The following is a 16,247-nucleotide window of genomic DNA, read 5'->3' on the forward strand; positions in this document are numbered from 1 at the left end:
ATTAGCCCAGGCCGCTTTCACGTCTTTGGTTGAAAGTCATTGGGTCGGTTGGGCATTGAACGGAGCACTGACCCATGCATCCATCGTCGCAGGTGAAGCTGCGATTCATCGCGGAAGCTCTCCATGGAGGTGAAAGCTAATCGTAGCCCCCGAGTAATCCAATGTAACTTTGCGCGCGATTGGAATCTTTTCCGATCGCGCGCAGAATTTTGCGTCAGTTGTCGATCAATGTGATGGTAATATTGTTGAATATATTGCCAAGGTTTTGCGCTTCCAACCGCACAGTTTCGCAAGAGCCGCGCGTCGCCTGAGTGTTAAGCACAACAAACATGTCATCGTGCAACTCTGAGTCGCTGTGGAGCAAGGCGCCTTGCCCGTTGAATACGTTGTAGTCGACGTCAGTGTCTCCATCGCCGTTCACGTCAATCGTCACGTTGCTGGTGCAGAGATAGAGATCGATCACCATCGTCGAATTTGCTTGCACTGGATAAGACTTCACATCGTTTTCACGATTGGCGACTGTATCCCGCATCATGGAAGTGGATTGTGTGAAATTAAGCAGTCGCTGCGCATTTTGTCGCTGCTGCAACGCCTGATTTGTCGAGGGTGGCGGTGTTGAACGCGAGAGATTACTTGGCCGGCTAGGCGCAACTGCGCGTCGAATCAGGTTTGGCTGATTAAGTTCGATCAGCCCGGCCCGGTAAAGTGTGCGGCAGTCATTCGCATCGCTATTTCTGTCCGAATCTTCCAAAACATCTGCCATTCCTGGCCCTCTAAACCGGGGGTCGTCACATTCTCCATCGTTTGCCCAAGTGCTGGAATTGCCGCCGAACTCAACGTAGTCAGCCCGGAGTCGAATCTGGCCTCGCTGGTACAGTCTGAGGCAGTCAGTCGCATCTTTAGCTGTGTCTGAGATATTGGTTGAACTGGCCGCCCCGCGCCCTTCAAATCGAGGGTCATCGCATTCCTCATCATTGGCATAAATGCTTGAATCGTCGCCGAATTGTATCGTGCGGTTTTGTGCATTCACCGGCGTAGTAATTATCGTAACGAGCGCGGCAGACGCCGCGACTATGTACCTATTTAGCATAGAATTCCCCCCCCACATTGACAAGGCGATCGACCCCAGCCGATCACTTAAGCTAGCCTCGCAGATTGTCAGACCACTGTAAATCAGACATGTCAGTAGCATGGCTGCTCGGATATCTTGATCAGAGAATTTCAGGAAAACAGCGGAACTCTGTCAATCAGACACTAGTTGCGATTGGACTGACAGCATTCACCCTCAGTCCTTGTCGAAAAGCTTGTGTGGTAGCGAACCTGCAAGCGGTCACCCAGAATTTCTGAGCAACCGCCCGAACGTCAGATTTCCGTCTTCTCCGCTAACGCCAATGCATCCTCGATGTCGACTCCGAGATATCTAACCGTGTTCTCAATCTTCGAATGACCAAGCAAGATTTGGATCGCTCGTATGTTGCCGGTTGCTTTGTAGATGATTGACGCTTTGGTCCTTCGCAGCGAGTGAGTACCATACTCGTCGGGCCGCAAGCCGATTGCTTCTACCCACTCATCGACCAGCCTTGCATATTGGCGTGTGCTGAGATGGCGTGCATGATCAACCCGGCTGGGAAAGACATAGTTCTCGACATCACCCCCTCGAATTTCGAGCCATGCGAACAAACTTTCTCTGGCGTCCTTAGCTATCTCAAATTGGACTGGCCGCCCTGTCTTGCGCTGAGTGACCGTCGCCCGCGTCCTGACTTCCGGGCCGCTTACCAGATCGCCGATCTTCAACTCCACGAGGTCACAGCCTCGCAGCTTGCTGTCGATTGCTAGGTCAAACAATGCTCGATCCCTAATGCGTTTCTCGCGATCAAGAAAGAACCGGATCGCCCAGATCTGTTTCTGATTGAAGGGGCGCTTAGGACCGATCTTGGCACCGAAGTTCCAAGGAACTCGGTTCTGAGCTGCAGGGTCAAAATGTGAGTATGTCATTTTCATTCTCCTCGGCCGGAATGGCCTGGGAGAATGTCCGCTTTCGAGCACTAAGATCTCGGATCGCTATGTCTTGAACTGGGGCGCAAAGCTGACATTCCCACTGGACTGTAGCAGCAAGCTGAGCATTGCTGTGCGCATAGAATGCGCCGCGTGAGCCAACGGGCTCAGCGGCTTGGGTCAGTGCAAGGCCGGAAGTTCCAGCTCGCACAGGAGACCCATGATGACATCAACGACGAATACACCCCGCAAGACCAAGGCGGCAACCGTCAACCGCATGCTGCGCCGTGTGAAAGGCGCCACGCTGGCAGAGATCGAGAGGGCGACTACCTGGAAGCCGCACAGCTGCCGCGCCTTTTTGAGCGGAGTACGCAATCAAGGTATCACCCTTGCCAAGGAAGAGCGTCCCAATGGCGTGGTTGCCTACAAGATGTCGGACGAGGCAGGGCAATGCCAAGCCTGAGCATCACAGAGCTAGAGACCATGTCACCTGCACAATTGCGGGCGGCATGGCGGGAACAGTTCAGGAAGCCGGCACCGGCAATTGGTCCGGCACTGTTGCGTCGAGGGCTATCCTGGCAGATCCAGGCACGCGTGCATGGCGGGCTACCTAACTCGACAAGCAAGGCGATCGACAGGGCGCACTTGATGTTGGAGCGGACCGGATCTGTCACTTCCGAGCGCAGCATATCCATAAAAGCTGGCACACGGCTGGTACGCGAATGGCATGGCAAGACCTATCACGTACTCGTACTCGACGAGGGCTTCGAGCACGAGGGTCGGCGCTACGAGAGCCTGTCACAGATTGCGCGGGCCATAACCGGAGCACACTGGTCCGGCCCCCGTTTCTTCGGCCTGCGCTCACGCTCCCCAAAGAAAGCTGCCGCAGATGGCTGATAAGAAGCGCTGTGCGATCTATACGCGCAAGTCGACCGAGGATGGCCTCGAGCAGGACTTCAACAGTCTTGATGCGCAGAAGGAAGCCTGTGCGGCTTACATCCTGAGCCAAGCAGCCGAGGGCTGGGAGCCGATTGCAGAGCATTACGATGACGGCGGCTGGTCCGGGGGTTCGGTGGATCGTCCTGCGCTCAAACAGCTTCTTGCGGACGTCGAGGCAGGCAAGGTCGATATCATCGTGGTATACAAGGTCGACCGGCTGACTCGGAGCCTTGCTGACTTCGCCAAGATCGTCGAGGTACTCGACCATCATGAAGCCTCGTTCGTCAGCGTGACACAGGCCTTCAACACAACCAACTCAATGGGACGATTGACACTCAACGTATTGCTCAGCTTCGCCCAGTTCGAGCGCGAGGTCACAAGCGAACGCATCCGCGACAAGATCGCGGCGTCCAAGAAGAAAGGCATGTGGATGGGCGGGCCTGTGCCGCTCGGATATCGTCTTGAAGACCGCATGCTTCACATTGAACCTCGCGAGACCGAGACGATCCGCTTCATCTTCGATGCCTATTGCAGGCTTCGCTCGGTCCAGCGGGTTGTCGATGCGCTGGACGCGAGGGGAGCAAGAACCAAGACCCGTATCTACAAAAGCGGCAAGACAGTTGGGGGCGGACCCTTCACGAGAGGCATGCTGGCGCTCATGCTGAAGAACCCGATCTATACTGGCCGAGTCAGGCACAATGACACGGTCTACGAAGGGCAGCACGAGGCGATCATCCCGCTAGAACAGTTCGAGCTGGTCCAGTCCATTCTCAAGGAGAACAGGCGCAATCATCACCTTGGCAACCGCGCAACGAACCCGAGCTTACTGGCCGGCCTCATCAGCGATCCCGATGACCGTCCAATGTCGCCAAGCCATACGACGAGAAGACATCGGCGCTATCGCTACTACAAGACCCGCTTTCTACCTGGCGATACAAGGAGCACGCCATGGAGTGTGCCTGCAGGAGAGCTCGAGAAGGCGGCCGTCCGCCTGACAGCCCAGTGGCTGCGATCGAACGGCGAAGGCGATGCTGTCGACATTGCTGCGAGAGGAGAACTGGCGACAGACCTCAAGGCGATGCCAACGGCCGACCTGCGCGCAATCCTGTTGGAGCATGACCTCCAGTTCAAACTCGCAACAGACAAGCTGGTTCTCCGCAACGGAGAAGGGACACTTCACACAGCTTTACCGACCAAGCTTGTCTCGCATGGAGCCGAGAAAAAGCTGCAGTTGCCGCCCGACGGAAACGCAGCGCCCAACAATCCCGACCCGGTTCTTATGAAGCTTTTAGCCCAGGCGCGCGCCGCGCAGCGCATGATTATTCATGGAAGCGAAGAGCCTGTCGTTGCAAAGTACAGCAAGCGTCACCTCTGGCAACTTCTCAGGATCGGATGGCTCGCACCTGATATCACGACGGCGATTGTCGAGGGGCGCCAACCGGTCAGCCTGACAGGGCGTCAATTGTTGCGCGCAGCAGCCTTGCCACTCGACTGGGCAAGCCAGCGCGCGTTTCTCGGGTTTACCTGAAACTCCTCGACTCACTCAGAGCCTGCAACTGGTGGCACGATTCTGGGCCCTTGAGACACCGGGCCTATTCAAGGGCAATACAGCGGGGCAAATTCGTCTCTGCGAAGAGGCGTTAGCCCGCAAGCGCGGACAAGCCTCAGAAATATCGCAGGTAAAAAGGGCGTAATCAACGCAAATTGGGTCCGGGCGATTGCATGTAGAAAGGGTGGTGCCGCTTAGAGGACTCGAACCTCTGACCCCATCATTACGAATGATGTGCTCTACCACCTGAGCTAAAGCGGCGTAGACGCGCGGGCTTCGAATTCGAAAGCACCCTTGCGCAATCAAGAAAGTGGAGGCCCGAGCCGGAATCGAACCGGCCTTCACGGATTTGCAATCCGCTGCGTAACCACTCCGCCATCGGGCCGAGCCGCCTCACTACAAGGCGGAAGCGGCGCACTAGCGATTCGCGGAGGTAAAGGCAATGCAGGTTTCGCATCTAAATCGTTCGATGATCGATTGGCGCCTAAATTCCGAGGCTTTCTAGCATCTGAGTCTGGACCGCGCGCAAAGGTTTGGGCACAGGTCTTCGCATGACAATTTCCAGTTTACTCGAACCCATCACAGGGAAATCCGGCCCGGCTCGACTCAATCACGCCAACGATTGGATGCAGGGGCGCACAATGTATGGCGGCGCCAGCGCATTGATTGCATTCACTCAGGCCAAGCGCGCCTTTCCCGACCTTCCCCCTTTGCGCGGCGCTCAGGTTGGGTTTGTGGCCCCCTTGGGCGAAGACATTGAACTGTCGGCCGAGATTGTCCGCCAAGGGCGCAACGTTACCCAGATCCGCAGCGAAATTTACAGCGACGGGAAAGTGGCTCTAACGGCGTTCTGGTTGTTCGCAGCCGAGCGGGAGGCCAACGCCGAACGCCCTGCTGATACGCTTGAACCTTGGCCCGGTGCGCCATCGGACAACGAAGTGGCGATGGGCGGACAGGGGCCGTCCTTTATTCAGAACAATTTCGAGATTCGCTTTGGTCAATCAAAGGATGTCGATCACGGCGCAACGATCCGCCGGTGGGCGCGATTGACGGAGGACCATGAATTGGACCCGGTCAGCAAACTTGTGTTGATGGGTGATGTCATGCCGCCTGGTGCCATGCGGATCATGAAACGAATGGGACCGATCAGTTCGGTCAATTGGTCATTCAACATCCTAGATCCGGAAACGCGTTCGCAAGACGGATGGTATCTGGCCGAAAATGCCAGCCAACACGCCGCAGCAGGCTATTCATCGGAACGGCTGCGGATGTGGGACACCGAAGGCCGCCAAGTTATTGACGGCCTCCAATGTGTGGCAGTGTTTGGCTAAGCCGACGCGCGTAGGGTCGGTCAGACGTCTTCGAATTTGGGCGCGCGCTTTTGCATGCCCGCCATCACCGCTTCCATCTGATTCTTGGTGCGCATGATGGCGTGTTGCTCGATGCTTTCTTCAAGCAAAATGCCATCTGTATCCCGCTCAATCATGCCAGCCGACAGGCGCTTTGCCCCGCGGATGGCATGAGGGTTTCGATTGGCAATGTCGGTTGCGATGGCCGTTGCGCGGCCATGCGGATCCTCGTCAACATATGTCGCAAGGCCCAACGATTGAGCCTCAGCGCCCGAAAATTCACGGTTGGTGTACACCAGTTCGCGCAGCACATCGTCACGGATCAATCCACGCCACAAGGCATAGCCGCCCATATCGGGCACCAAACCCCATTTCAGCTCCATAATCGCCATGCGTGTATCGGGATGGGCGATACGGATATCCGCGCCGCTTGCGATTTGAAGACCGCCGCCAAAGCACACACCATGCAGCGCGGCGATGACCGGGACCGCCAGTTTGCGCCATTGCGTCGCGACCTGTTGGAACTTGTTTGAATTGCCATAGGTGCGTTCGGTCAAATCAGGTTCATCGTTGCTCGGTGTGCCTCCCAAGCTGGTTATGTCCAAACCTGCGCAAAAGGCGCGACCTTCGCCGGAAAGCACAACTACGCGAACACCATCGGCTTTTTCCAAAACCGATCCCGCTTCAATAATGCTTGCGAACATATCCGGGTCGAGCGCGTTCATTTTGTCGCCGCGGGTTAGGCGGACCTGAGCCACGCCATCTTCTCCCAATTCGATCGAAACGCGATCATTGCCGGGCATCAACTGGGTTACGGACATATGCTTTTCCTCAAAATCAAACGGGTTTCGATACGAAACTGGCGCAAGGAACAGCGCGTGTCCAGTCGCGATTACGCAAAAGCAATTGCGATTTTCAGGTCGGCGTCTCGCCTGACAAGGTGAATTCACTGGGACCCGGTGGGGCATCAAGATAATAGCCGCCATCAGGGTGGGTCGCGAGAATTTTGGACAATCCGAACGCGCCAAGTTTGCTGCGCACACGCGCGACGTGCACCGCAACACTGTTCGTTTCAGGCTCAAAGTCTATGCGCCAAACGTCGGCCAACAATTCGCGGCGAGTCATCGGCACGCCGGGTTGTTGCGCAAGCCGCCACAACAATTCGAATTCGCGCGGGTGAAAGCCCAGCCAACGATCATCCACACGGCCGTCACGATGAAACAGGTCAAGCGTTACATCACCCGCTTCGCGAAAGCGCGAAATCAAGGAATCGTCGTCCGGGAACATGTGTTTTGCAGCTATTGAATTCATAGTTTGCCCCCGGCTCGCATCGAATAGACAGCGTCATGAGTGAAAATGAGATGATCGAGCAGCTTGATATCCAAACCTTTGGCCAGCGTGTTCAGCCTGCAGGTTGAATCAATATCAAACTGGCTGGGCCGGCAACTACCAGAAGGGTGATTGTGCGCGATCACCATGCCGCTGGCGTCAAATGCGAGCGCATGCGTGAACAATTCTCGCATTCGAAACGACAGACTACCCAGACGCCCCTGACCCAAAGGGGCATCACCAACAAAGCCCTGCTTTTCGTCCAAGAATACGGCGTGAAAGCGTTCCAATCGGTCCTTCGAAGACAAAACCATTGAGCGCAAATATTCAAGAATTGCCCGCTCGCGCGGGTCGACTTCTGTAGTCCGAAGCAGCGCAATTGAGGAAAGATCAATCACGTTAAATCGTCACGCCAAGACTTTTTGGCATCGCCTGCAAAATTTGCGGCGGTGATCTTTGGATTCGAGAACAACGACAACTTGTCAGGGGTGCCGGTAACCCGCCAATCGCGATACGCGCCGAAGCGGCGTCTGCGCAAGATATGTCGAATTAAACCAACGGCCAGCAACAGAAGTTGAATCCAACTGGGTGCAATGACCATGACGGCATATCCCAGCTGAGAAATCGGTTCTGCGATCCCTTTCGCAAGATGCGCAGACACGGCCAACACTTGCATCGCGGCTATCCACAAAGTGTAATTGCGGTTCGCATAAAGCGCGATCGCGATCCAACAAACTGCAGCCAAACCATCAACCGATGCGTAGAAAGCGTCGACATTGGCTAAGAAACGCCCTCTATCGTCAAGCAGAGCGAAGAGTTCATGCAGCACTTCAAACAGCAGCAACCACGTAATCGCGACCGCTCGCTCGGGACCTGCCCCCCAGATGAGAGCACAGATACAGATTGTCCATGCAAGGACATCTTGCAGGATTACGCGGAAGTCCCAAGCGAGCAGATCAACGATCATGGGAGGTGTTAGTCGACCAGTTCTGGCGTCGAATCAACAGCCATCGCGACGAGGGGTGTTTCATTTTCGGGGCCCAGTTTCTCAACACCGATTTTGTTCAATTCTGCGTGGACCCGCAAAAGACTTGTCGACATCGACAATGCCTGCCCTTCCGCTTGGTTTAGTCGCAACAATGCGCGTTGACCTGCGTCGACTTCGGCGTTGGGATTTTGTCGGGCGGTGAGCATTGCTTGCTTCAATCGGGTGAAGGCAATCATCGATTCATCGGCGAGAGCTTCGGCTTCGCGGATCAGTTTGCGGATGTTCTGTGCGTCAGATTTCATGCGGTCGGTCATAAGGGCAACTCCGATAACGCCCCCATACCCGTTAGGGGGAATTTTGTTCGTTAGCCGGGCCAGCAATCTGCGCGTCCAACGCCTCACTAATTGTCAATGCAGCCGTCACCGTCAAAACCACAGCGGCCAAAAAGACAAACGCAATCAACATGATTGCGGCAAGGCGAAACAAAACAGCGTGTTCACCGTCGAGCACCCGGGCAACGACCCTTGGTTCTCCCGGGCGCAACCAAGGCGCCTGGTCAACCAATGGCATAACGTCGCTCATCACGAGTTCGCCCGGGTCGTTGTCCATTGCTGTTTCTTTGATTTCGGCGTGACCGGGCACCTGATTTTTGTTGTATACAGGTTCACTGTAGCCCTTCTGTTTCTCATTATCCTTCTGAGAATTAACGGAATTATTTTCATCAACCAGTGGGGTTTTGGCACGATTTTCGGCCCGGTGGCGCTCCACAAGCTCCCCGAGATTCTCCGCGTCATAGATATCCTTAAGGGCGCGAATGTGCTGATTGATTCGAGTCTCAGAAACGTTGAGCTCTTGTGCAATCACCTTGATCGGAGTTCGCCGATCGATTCGCTCCATCACCGCACGCTGTCGTTCTGTCAGCGGCCGCGACGTTGAGGATGACATGAAACCCTCCTTTATTCTTGGCCCACCGCCGAGAATGCGCTTCTTAGCAGTGTGCTCCGCATTCCCAGCAATAAATAACTATCGACCTATATACATTCACTAAGCGGCTGAACTGTTCACGCCCAAAGACGAAAGATATCGTTTTATATTACGTGCCGCTTGGCGAAGCCTCTGCTCATTTTCGACCATTGCTATGCGCACATAGCCCTCACCTTCTTCGCCATAACCGACACCCGGCGCGACAGCGACTTCGGCTTCGGTCAGCAATTGTTTGGAAAATTCCAAACTGCCCATTTCGATTAGTGCGGGCGGCAATGGAGCCCACGCAAACATCGATGCCGATGGCGGCGGAATGTCCCAACCCGCACGGCCAAACGATTCGACCATCACATCGCGCCGCTTGCGATACAGTTCTCGGTTGGATTCCACGATGTCCTGCGGCCCATTGAGAGCAGCACAGGCGGCCGCCTGAATTGGAGTGAACGCCCCATAATCCAGATAGGATTTCACGCGCGTCAAAGCCGCAATCAGCTGCTTATTGCCGACCGCAAAGCCCATGCGCCAACCGGCCATCGAATATGTTTTGCTCATGCTGGTAAATTCAACGGCCACGTCCTTCGCGCCCTCAACCTGCATGATCGAAGGGGTTGGGTTCCCGTCATAATACAATTCAGAATACGCCAAATCGGACAAGACCCAGACCTTGTTCTCTTTCGCCCAAGCGACGAGCCGCTCATAAAACGCAAGATCAACGGTTTCAGCGGTGGGGTTGGAAGGATAGCTCACCACCAACACACTGGGGCGCGGCACCGTGTAGTTCATGGCGCTTTCGAGCGATCGCCAATATTCCTCGTCCGGCGTCGTTGGAACCGCGCGGATCGTCGCACCGGCGATGATAAAGCCGAATGTGTGGATCGGATAGGATGGGTTCGGCGCAAGCACCACGTCGCCGGGCGCAGTGATCGCATTGGCAAGAGAGCCAAGCCCCTCTTTCGACCCCATCGTGACCACGACTTCGCTTTCAGGATCGAGATCCACGCCAAATCGACGGCCGTAATAATTCGCCTGCGCCCGGCGCAGGCCCGGAATGCCCTTCGATTGGGAATAGCCATGCGCAGTGGGCTTAGCCGCGACTTCGCACAGCTTATCGATAACATGCTGCGGAGGCGGCTGATCCGGGTTGCCCATACCCAAATCGATGATGTCGCGCCCCTCTTGCCTCGCGGCGTGTCGCATCGCATTCACTTCTGCGATAACGTACGGCGGCAACCGCTTCATCCGGTAGAATTGTTCGTCCATTTGACCCCAGGCCTTGCTTGAATTTGGAATTTGTGTGCTGACCAACGCCGCAGTTTACGGCAATAACAGTCGATGTGAAGAGTCGTTTGGTCTAGTCCGCATAAGAGATTGCGCAATTGTCGACCAAACACATCGGAACAACACGGCATTTGCGGCAAACACCAATTGAGGAATAGCGACACAATGGCTGGCAATGACGACAACAAGCCGGATCAAGACGGCGTTTTCGAAGCCATGACGTCGATCACTTCGTTCTTCGAAATGCAAGGTAAGGCGATGCGCGATATGTTCGCGCAGGCGATGCCGGGCGCCGCCTCAGACAACACGATGCCAATGGGCACTGAACAATTCGCCGCGCTCTTCCCAGACGGAATGAAAACGGGCGAATTGGCCGAGTGGGCCAAAGCAAGTGCCGAACTGCAAAAAATGTGGCTGGAATTTGTAACGCATCAAGCGGGCGCAATTGCGAAGAATCCGGGCGCTGGCAAAAGCCTGCTCAACCCGGCTCAATGGTTGATGATGTCGCAAAGCATGCTCAAGCAGCTGCCGACCGGCGCGATGGAGGCGCAGGGCAAGCTTGCGCAAGAAACGTTGCAATTGTGGCGAGGTGTTTTTGAAAACTTCGTCGGCAATATCGGCGGGGCCACCGGCAACGATGGCGATGGAAACACAATGCAATTGCCGCGCAAGGATCGCCGGTTCGCCGACCCAGCATGGCGCGAACAACCCGCCTTTGCCCTGTTGCACCAAACCTATTTGATGTTGACTGAGTACTTTCAGAAAGCTGCGGCGAATGTCGATGGCATAGATGGTGCCAAGAAAAAGCAATTGCAGTTCGCCGTAAGCGCGCTTTCCGAAGCGATGAGCCCTGACAATTTCTTGCTCACCAACCCGGTCGTGATGAAACGCACGGTCGAAACGCGTGGGCAAAATCTGGTCCGAGGCATGCGGCATCTGATCACCGATCTAAAACGCGGTCAATTGACCCACACCGATCCCGACGCGTTCACCTTAGGTGAGAACTTGGCCGCGACGCCTGGTAAGGTCGTTTACGAAACGCCGCTGTTCCAACTGCTGCAATACAGCCCATCGACTAAGGACGTGTACGAAGTCCCATTGGTGATCTTTCCACCATGGATAAATCGATTCTACATTCTCGATCTGACACCCCAAAAGAGCTTCATCAAATGGGCCGTTGATCAAGGCATCACCGTTTTCGTTGTGAGTTGGAAATCGGCGGATGAAACAATGGGCGACGTGGTGTGGGACGATTACATTCGATCTCAGATCGAGGCGATCGACACAATCCAAGATCGGCTTAAAGTTCCTGATGTCCATGCCATCGGATATTGCGTCGCGGGCACCACCCTTGCTGCGACTTTGGCAATCTTGGCCAAGCGGGGTGAGGCCGACAAAGTTCGCAGCGCGACATTCTTCACCGCCCAGGTCGATTTTGAACGCAGCGGCGATCTCAAGCATTTCATCAAGGAATCCCAGCTTGAGATGATCGATAACCTGTCGCCAACCGGCTATCTCGATGGACGATACCTTGCCGCAACATTCAACGCATTGCGCAGCAAGGATTTGATCTGGAACTACGTCGTCAACAATTACCTATTGGGCGAAGACTATCCGGCCTTTGACCTTCTCCATTGGAACGGCGATGTTACAAACCTTCCGTCAAAGTGGCACAACGATTATCTCAGAGACCTCTATCGCGACAACAAATTGGTCGTTCCCGGAGCGATCGAAGCCGATGGCACTGAGATTGATCTAACCCAGGTAAAGACGCCAACCTATATCCAAGCGGGTCGCGAAGATCACATCGCTCCTGCTGAAAGCGTGTGGCGGATCACAGATCACTTCTCGGGGCCTTTGGAATTCTTGCTTGCTGGATCGGGGCATATAGCCGGCGTGGTCAATCCTCCGGCCGCCGGAAAATACCAATATTGGATCGGCGACAGCAAGGCCTCCTCGCTCAACGAATTTATCGATGGCGCAGAGGAACACCCCGGCAGTTGGTGGCCGCATTGGCGCGATTGGCTCGAAGGCCAATCCGCCACGCGCGTCCCTGCAACGGGGAAACGCAAACCGGGTGGCCGAAGCGACACCGTTTTGGGCGATGCCCCCGGCAGTTATGTAAGAACGAGGTAGGAAAAAATTTTCAATACACGGCGTGTTGAGTCGTATTCTCACATAATTACATCGCCTTAAGTCCAATATTGTGCACTGCACAAAAAACTTGACTTCGCATCTGCAATCGCTATTTTGTGCACTGCAACATAAAGCGAGGACATTATGGCAGACGCCAACACTCAGACCGCAAAGACACCGGCTACCAAAGCTACGGTCGCCAAAGCGCCAGCAGCAAAGTCGCAATCGAAGATCGACGTCGCTGCTGAGAAAGCATACGCAGACGCCGCGGCGAAAACGGAAACGCCAAAGACAGAGGCGAAAGCTGCCCCTGCAAAGAAAGCAGCCCCTGCTCGTAAGACCGTCGCAAAGAAAGCGCCGGCAAAGAAAACTGTGACAGCGCGCAAAACCGCCGCGAAGAAAACAGCAGTGAAAAAGACACCAGCGAAGAAAACCACCGCTGCGAAAAAGCCTGCCGTCAAAAAGACGCCGGTCGCCGCAGCCAAGAAAGCAGCCCCTAAGGCCGCTCCTAGAACCACAACCAACAATCCCGTTACAAAACTGAAGGACACCATCATGGCTACCGCAGAAAAAACCACGATCACCACGCAAGCCAAAGAAATGGCCGCTGACATGCAAACCCGCGCCAAAACCGCTTACGCAAAAGCTGGTGTGTTCGCTGGCGAAGCCGGTGAGTTCAACAAAGCCAACCTCGACGCGGTTGTCGAAAGCGGCAAAATCTTCTTCAACGGCGCCCAAGAATTGGTTCGCGAAAACGTTGAAACCGGTAAAAACGTTGTCGAAATCGTCACCGAAGACGCCAAGAAAGTTGCTGCGATCAAATCGCCAACGGAACTGGTTCAATTGCAAGGTGAACTCGCACGTCGCAATTTCGACGCCGTCGTATCATTCGGTTCGCAGCGCACCGAAGCTTGGGTCAAGCTCTACAACGAAGCGTTCGCGCCGATCTCTAACCGCGTAAGCGTTGCCGCCGAGAAAGTCTCGAAAGCCGCATAAGCGACAAAAGTTTCTCAGCCGGGCCTCTCCTCTCTCTCCCAAAACCCGGTTGATAAAAACGCGCGCAAGCGCAAGGGCCGCACAGACCATTCTTGGTCCGTGCGGCCCTTTCTTTTCCGACATAGGCGCGTTGGTAATTTGAAAACGGGTGCACGCTATGGCTTTGCGCGCGCATTGATTCAAATCATCTTGCGTCTGTGCAATCGAATCCCTTAATGGACACCCATGGTCGAACCTTTGCTGATCCAACTTGATGTAACGCCGGAAATTGGCGCGCCTTTTCGCTTCGACGATTTGGGCGACCTTTGCTGTGTTGCTTCGGACGATGGGGACAAAGACGGGGACGACGGCAAGGATGGCGGCGAAACCGAAATTGGTATCGCCACCAAAACCCGCACCAAGCCAAAAAAGCCAAGCCAATACAAAGTATTGCTGTTGAACGACGATTACACCCCGATGGAATTCGTGGTGATGGTCCTCAAACGATTTTTTAGCATGGATATCGAACAGGCAACGCGTGTTATGCTGCATGTCCATCAAAAGGGCGTCGGCATTTGCGGCGTGTTTTCGTATGAAGTGGCCGAAACCAAGGTCAATCAAGTGATGGATTTTGCAAAGCAGAACCAGCACCCGCTGCAATGCACGCTTGAACAAGAATGACCGGCGCGCGCCTTCGCACAAAGGCCGATGCGCGCGAGATTGAATGAGACAACCGCATCATCCCACCCCCGATCCGGTTAAACCGGGTCAGGAAAGCGTTTGGGATTATCCGCGCCCGGCCATCACAGAACCGACTCCCCGCCGCATACAAATCGTGCATCGCAATGTTGCTCTGGTGGATAGCCGTGCGGCGTGGCGAACGCTGGAAACCAGCCACCCTCCGACATATTACATTCCCCAATCCGACGTCGCGATGCAACACCTTCACCCCAACCCGCGCCGGTCGATGTGCGAATGGAAGGGCCAGGCGCGGTATTACGACATTGTGATCGGCAACACTCGGATCAACGCCAGGGCCTGGTCTTACTCCAATCCAAGCCCAAGTTTCGCCGGCATAAAAGACGCGATCGCGTTCTATCCTGATCTTTTGGACGAATGCCGTGTCGACGGCGTCAAGATCACGCCCCAGCCCGGCCAATTTTACGGGGGCTGGATCAGCGAATTCGAAGCCGGCCCATTCAAAGGCGGTCCTGGCACTCGATTTTGGTAAACCGGATCAGCGATTGCAATCGCTAGAGTAAGCCTATGGACATGAGCATCGGCACCGGGATCGACGCCATCTCAACCTCAGTTTTTGATATTCGGGGGCATGACGCCGTCAAAAATTCCCGCTAGGAGCCTGTGACGCATGCGGCGATGACCACCATCACCGCGCCGCAAGCCACAGCCACCCAGCCAAAGCGGCCGGGCAATCGGGATGACGGATAAAACGTGCTGAAACGCATTCCCAGTGTTGATCGATATATTTTCCGCCTGGTGATCGTGCCGATGTTGGGCGTGTTTGCCTTGGCCGCTTCGCTCTTGCTGCTGGAAAAAATGCTGCGATTGTTCGATTTCGTTGCGGTCGAAGGCGGTCCTATTGGCGTCGTGTTCAAAATGCTCGGCGCTTTGATCCCTGAATATGCAAGTTTGGCCATCCCGCTTGGGCTATTGCTGGGCGTATTGTTGGCCTTTCGCAAATTGGCAACATCGAGTGAGCTCGACACGATGCGCGCCGTGGGCTTGTCCTATTGGCGGCTTTTGCGGGTGCCCTACGCGATCACGTTGGTGTTGGTAGCGGTCAATGTGGCCTTGGTGTTTTATGTCCAACCGCTGAGCCGTTATTACTACGAACAAATGGAATATGAACTGAGATCCGGCGCGTTGGGCGCATCGATCAAAGTGGGCGAATTCACCACGCTGGCCGATCGCATGGCGTTGCGGATTGAAGAAAGCGAAGATGCGGGACAGCGTTTGGTTGGCATCTATGCCCGGGTCGCGAATGACCGCGATCAAATCCTAACGATCAGCGCACGCGAAGGGTCGTTCATGGCGACCAACGATGATCCGGACACGATCATCCTGCGTCTGACCGAAGGCATGATCATTCAAGACACCGGCAGCGAAACCCCGCGCGTCCTATCCTTTAGCCGTCATGATTTGCCGATCGATTTGCCGGCCATCGAAGAATTTCGAAGCCGGGGCGAGGCCAGTCGCGAATACATATTGCCCGAATTGTTGCGCATCGGATGGAGCGAAGGCGGTACAGAGGCGGAGCGCGATGCCAGCCAAGCGACGTTCAATTATCGCCTCGTCGAAGTGGTCATGATGTTGTTGATGCCGTTGCTTGCGGTGGCATTAGCGATACCTCCGAAACGTTCGACCAGCGCGCTGGGCGTGTTTGTCTCGATCATTCTGGTCGTGGCCTATCACAAGATAAACCAATACGGTGAGGACATCGCGACGCTGGGCCGGATTGATCCCATCGTTGCCCTATGGGGACCGTTCGTGGTCTTTGCGGCGTTGATTTTGTGGATGTACCATCGAACCGCGCATGTTCCGGGCGGACAAGCGTTGGGTGCATTGGAAACGTTGTTTGCCAAATTGTCGAAACGCGTCGGCAAATTGTTCTCTCGACGTAAGCCTCCATCATTGGTTGCAGAACACGAAGTCACCGAAATTGGTGAGACTGATAATTCCGGGACCGTGGGGTTGAACGCTTAAT

The 16,247-nt window shown here is 55.1% G+C and carries 18 protein-coding genes and 2 tRNA genes; 9 read left to right on the top strand and 11 right to left on the bottom strand.

What is annotated here, in order from left to right:
• Positions 1–214: 214 nt before the first annotated feature.
• Together BQ8290_RS15140 and BQ8290_RS06695 are read right to left on the bottom strand one after the other, a co-directional pair.
• Complete coding sequence (locus BQ8290_RS15140) at positions 215–763, bottom strand: hypothetical protein (RefSeq protein ID WP_337661089.1); 549 nt, start codon at positions 761–763, stop codon at positions 215–217.
• Between the two features lie 599 nt (positions 764–1,362).
• Positions 1,363–1,995, bottom strand: coding sequence for a tyrosine-type recombinase/integrase (locus BQ8290_RS06695; RefSeq protein WP_108792039.1), 633 nt, complete (start codon positions 1,993–1,995; stop codon positions 1,363–1,365).
• A 220-nt stretch (positions 1,996–2,215) separates the two neighbouring features.
• Between BQ8290_RS06695 and BQ8290_RS06700 the strand changes: the two genes are divergently transcribed.
• From BQ8290_RS06700 to BQ8290_RS06710, 3 genes are read left to right on the top strand one after another with little or no spacing between them, the layout of a single operon-like run.
• Positions 2,216–2,458: a DUF3489 domain-containing protein gene (locus BQ8290_RS06700; RefSeq protein ID WP_108788713.1), complete on the top strand. Its 243-nt coding sequence runs from the start codon at positions 2,216–2,218 to the stop codon at positions 2,456–2,458.
• Entirely contained in the window at positions 2,446–2,892 is a 447-nt protein-coding gene (locus BQ8290_RS06705; protein WP_108788715.1) for a DUF2924 domain-containing protein, read from the top strand. The genes BQ8290_RS06700 and BQ8290_RS06705 overlap by 13 nt, the downstream gene beginning before the upstream one ends.
• Entirely contained in the window at positions 2,885–4,462 is a 1,578-nt protein-coding gene (locus BQ8290_RS06710) for a recombinase family protein (protein ID WP_108788717.1), read from the top strand. The genes BQ8290_RS06705 and BQ8290_RS06710 overlap by 8 nt, the downstream gene beginning before the upstream one ends.
• 206 nt (positions 4,463–4,668) lie before the next feature.
• Here the strand turns inward: BQ8290_RS06710 and BQ8290_RS06715 are convergent.
• Positions 4,669–4,744, bottom strand: a tRNA-Thr gene (locus tag BQ8290_RS06715).
• Between the two features lie 50 nt (positions 4,745–4,794).
• Positions 4,795–4,868, bottom strand: a tRNA-Cys gene (locus BQ8290_RS06720).
• A gap of 166 nt (positions 4,869–5,034) precedes the next feature.
• Between BQ8290_RS06720 and BQ8290_RS06725 the strand changes: the two genes are divergently transcribed.
• Positions 5,035–5,814: an acyl-CoA thioesterase domain-containing protein gene (locus BQ8290_RS06725; RefSeq protein ID WP_108788719.1), complete on the top strand. Its 780-nt coding sequence runs from the start codon at positions 5,035–5,037 to the stop codon at positions 5,812–5,814.
• A gap of 20 nt (positions 5,815–5,834) precedes the next feature.
• Here the strand turns inward: BQ8290_RS06725 and BQ8290_RS06730 are convergent, their stop codons facing one another.
• From BQ8290_RS06730 to BQ8290_RS06760, 7 genes are all read right to left on the bottom strand, one after another.
• Positions 5,835–6,653: a crotonase/enoyl-CoA hydratase family protein gene (locus tag BQ8290_RS06730; RefSeq protein ID WP_337661090.1), complete on the bottom strand. Its 819-nt coding sequence runs from the start codon at positions 6,651–6,653 to the stop codon at positions 5,835–5,837.
• A 94-nt stretch (positions 6,654–6,747) separates the two neighbouring features.
• Positions 6,748–7,143 carry a winged helix-turn-helix domain-containing protein gene (locus BQ8290_RS06735; protein ID WP_108788723.1) on the bottom strand — a complete coding sequence of 132 codons (396 nt, stop codon included), beginning with the start codon at positions 7,141–7,143 and terminating at the stop codon, positions 6,748–6,750.
• Complete coding sequence (locus BQ8290_RS06740) at positions 7,140–7,559, bottom strand: JAB domain-containing protein (RefSeq protein WP_337661091.1); 420 nt, start codon at positions 7,557–7,559, stop codon at positions 7,140–7,142. Before BQ8290_RS06740 ends, BQ8290_RS06735 begins: the two co-directional genes overlap by 4 nt.
• Entirely contained in the window at positions 7,556–8,128 is a 573-nt protein-coding gene (locus BQ8290_RS06745) for a hypothetical protein (RefSeq protein WP_108788725.1), read from the bottom strand. Before BQ8290_RS06745 ends, BQ8290_RS06740 begins: the two co-directional genes overlap by 4 nt.
• An 8-nt stretch (positions 8,129–8,136) precedes the next feature.
• Positions 8,137–8,463, bottom strand: a complete 327-nt coding sequence (locus BQ8290_RS06750) for a hypothetical protein (protein ID WP_108788727.1) — start codon at positions 8,461–8,463, stop codon at positions 8,137–8,139.
• Between the two features lie 31 nt (positions 8,464–8,494).
• On the bottom strand, positions 8,495–9,094 hold the full coding sequence (locus BQ8290_RS06755) for a hypothetical protein (RefSeq protein WP_337661092.1): 600 nt from the start codon (positions 9,092–9,094) through the stop codon (positions 8,495–8,497).
• Positions 9,095–9,193: 99 nt separating this feature from the next.
• Positions 9,194–10,393: an LL-diaminopimelate aminotransferase gene (locus BQ8290_RS06760; protein WP_108788729.1), complete on the bottom strand. Its 1,200-nt coding sequence runs from the start codon at positions 10,391–10,393 to the stop codon at positions 9,194–9,196.
• 183 nt (positions 10,394–10,576) lie between these two features.
• On the opposite strand from BQ8290_RS06760, the gene BQ8290_RS06765 reads away from it, so the two are divergent.
• From BQ8290_RS06765 to BQ8290_RS06785, 5 genes are all read left to right on the top strand, one after another.
• On the top strand, positions 10,577–12,547 hold the full coding sequence (locus tag BQ8290_RS06765; RefSeq protein ID WP_108788731.1) for a class I poly(R)-hydroxyalkanoic acid synthase: 1,971 nt from the start codon (positions 10,577–10,579) through the stop codon (positions 12,545–12,547).
• Positions 12,548–12,691: 144 nt separating this feature from the next.
• Positions 12,692–13,543, top strand: coding sequence for a TIGR01841 family phasin (gene phaP, locus BQ8290_RS06770; RefSeq protein WP_108788733.1), 852 nt, complete (start codon positions 12,692–12,694; stop codon positions 13,541–13,543).
• A gap of 225 nt (positions 13,544–13,768) precedes the next feature.
• Positions 13,769–14,203: an ATP-dependent Clp protease adapter ClpS gene (clpS, locus tag BQ8290_RS06775; protein ID WP_108788735.1), complete on the top strand. Its 435-nt coding sequence runs from the start codon at positions 13,769–13,771 to the stop codon at positions 14,201–14,203.
• A gap of 43 nt (positions 14,204–14,246) precedes the next feature.
• Positions 14,247–14,753, top strand: coding sequence for a DUF427 domain-containing protein (locus tag BQ8290_RS06780; protein ID WP_108788737.1), 507 nt, complete (start codon positions 14,247–14,249; stop codon positions 14,751–14,753).
• A 224-nt stretch (positions 14,754–14,977) separates the two neighbouring features.
• Entirely contained in the window at positions 14,978–16,246 is a 1,269-nt protein-coding gene (locus tag BQ8290_RS06785; RefSeq protein ID WP_108792045.1) for an LptF/LptG family permease, read from the top strand.
• Position 16,247: the final 1 nt, after the last annotated feature.

Origin of the sequence: Erythrobacter sp. Alg231-14 (genome assembly GCF_900149685.1) — a bacterium.
Lineage (GTDB): Bacteria > Pseudomonadota > Alphaproteobacteria > Sphingomonadales > Sphingomonadaceae > Erythrobacter.

What these genes read in the sequence shown, in the direction of transcription:
- BQ8290_RS15140 (WP_337661089.1), bottom strand. Translation starts at nt 763, where the DNA reads ATGGCAGATGTTTTGGAAGATTCGGACAGAAATAGCGATGCGAATGAC.
- BQ8290_RS06695 (WP_108792039.1), bottom strand. Translation starts at nt 1,995, where the DNA reads ATGACATACTCACATTTTGACCCTGCAGCTCAGAACCGAGTTCCTTGG.
- BQ8290_RS06700 (WP_108788713.1), top strand. Translation starts at nt 2,216, where the DNA reads ATGATGACATCAACGACGAATACACCCCGCAAGACCAAGGCGGCAACC.
- BQ8290_RS06705 (WP_108788715.1), top strand. Translation starts at nt 2,446, where the DNA reads ATGCCAAGCCTGAGCATCACAGAGCTAGAGACCATGTCACCTGCACAA.
- BQ8290_RS06710 (WP_108788717.1), top strand. Translation starts at nt 2,885, where the DNA reads ATGGCTGATAAGAAGCGCTGTGCGATCTATACGCGCAAGTCGACCGAG.
- BQ8290_RS06725 (WP_108788719.1), top strand. Translation starts at nt 5,035, where the DNA reads ATGACAATTTCCAGTTTACTCGAACCCATCACAGGGAAATCCGGCCCG.
- BQ8290_RS06730 (WP_337661090.1), bottom strand. Translation starts at nt 6,653, where the DNA reads ATGTCCGTAACCCAGTTGATGCCCGGCAATGATCGCGTTTCGATCGAA.
- BQ8290_RS06735 (WP_108788723.1), bottom strand. Translation starts at nt 7,143, where the DNA reads ATGAATTCAATAGCTGCAAAACACATGTTCCCGGACGACGATTCCTTG.
- BQ8290_RS06745 (WP_108788725.1), bottom strand. Translation starts at nt 8,128, where the DNA reads ATGATCGTTGATCTGCTCGCTTGGGACTTCCGCGTAATCCTGCAAGAT.
- BQ8290_RS06750 (WP_108788727.1), bottom strand. Translation starts at nt 8,463, where the DNA reads ATGACCGACCGCATGAAATCTGACGCACAGAACATCCGCAAACTGATC.
- BQ8290_RS06755 (WP_337661092.1), bottom strand. Translation starts at nt 9,094, where the DNA reads ATGTCATCCTCAACGTCGCGGCCGCTGACAGAACGACAGCGTGCGGTG.
- BQ8290_RS06760 (WP_108788729.1), bottom strand. Translation starts at nt 10,393, where the DNA reads ATGGACGAACAATTCTACCGGATGAAGCGGTTGCCGCCGTACGTTATC.
- BQ8290_RS06765 (WP_108788731.1), top strand. Translation starts at nt 10,577, where the DNA reads ATGGCTGGCAATGACGACAACAAGCCGGATCAAGACGGCGTTTTCGAA.
- phaP (WP_108788733.1), top strand. Translation starts at nt 12,692, where the DNA reads ATGGCAGACGCCAACACTCAGACCGCAAAGACACCGGCTACCAAAGCT.
- clpS (WP_108788735.1), top strand. Translation starts at nt 13,769, where the DNA reads ATGGTCGAACCTTTGCTGATCCAACTTGATGTAACGCCGGAAATTGGC.
- BQ8290_RS06780 (WP_108788737.1), top strand. Translation starts at nt 14,247, where the DNA reads ATGAGACAACCGCATCATCCCACCCCCGATCCGGTTAAACCGGGTCAG.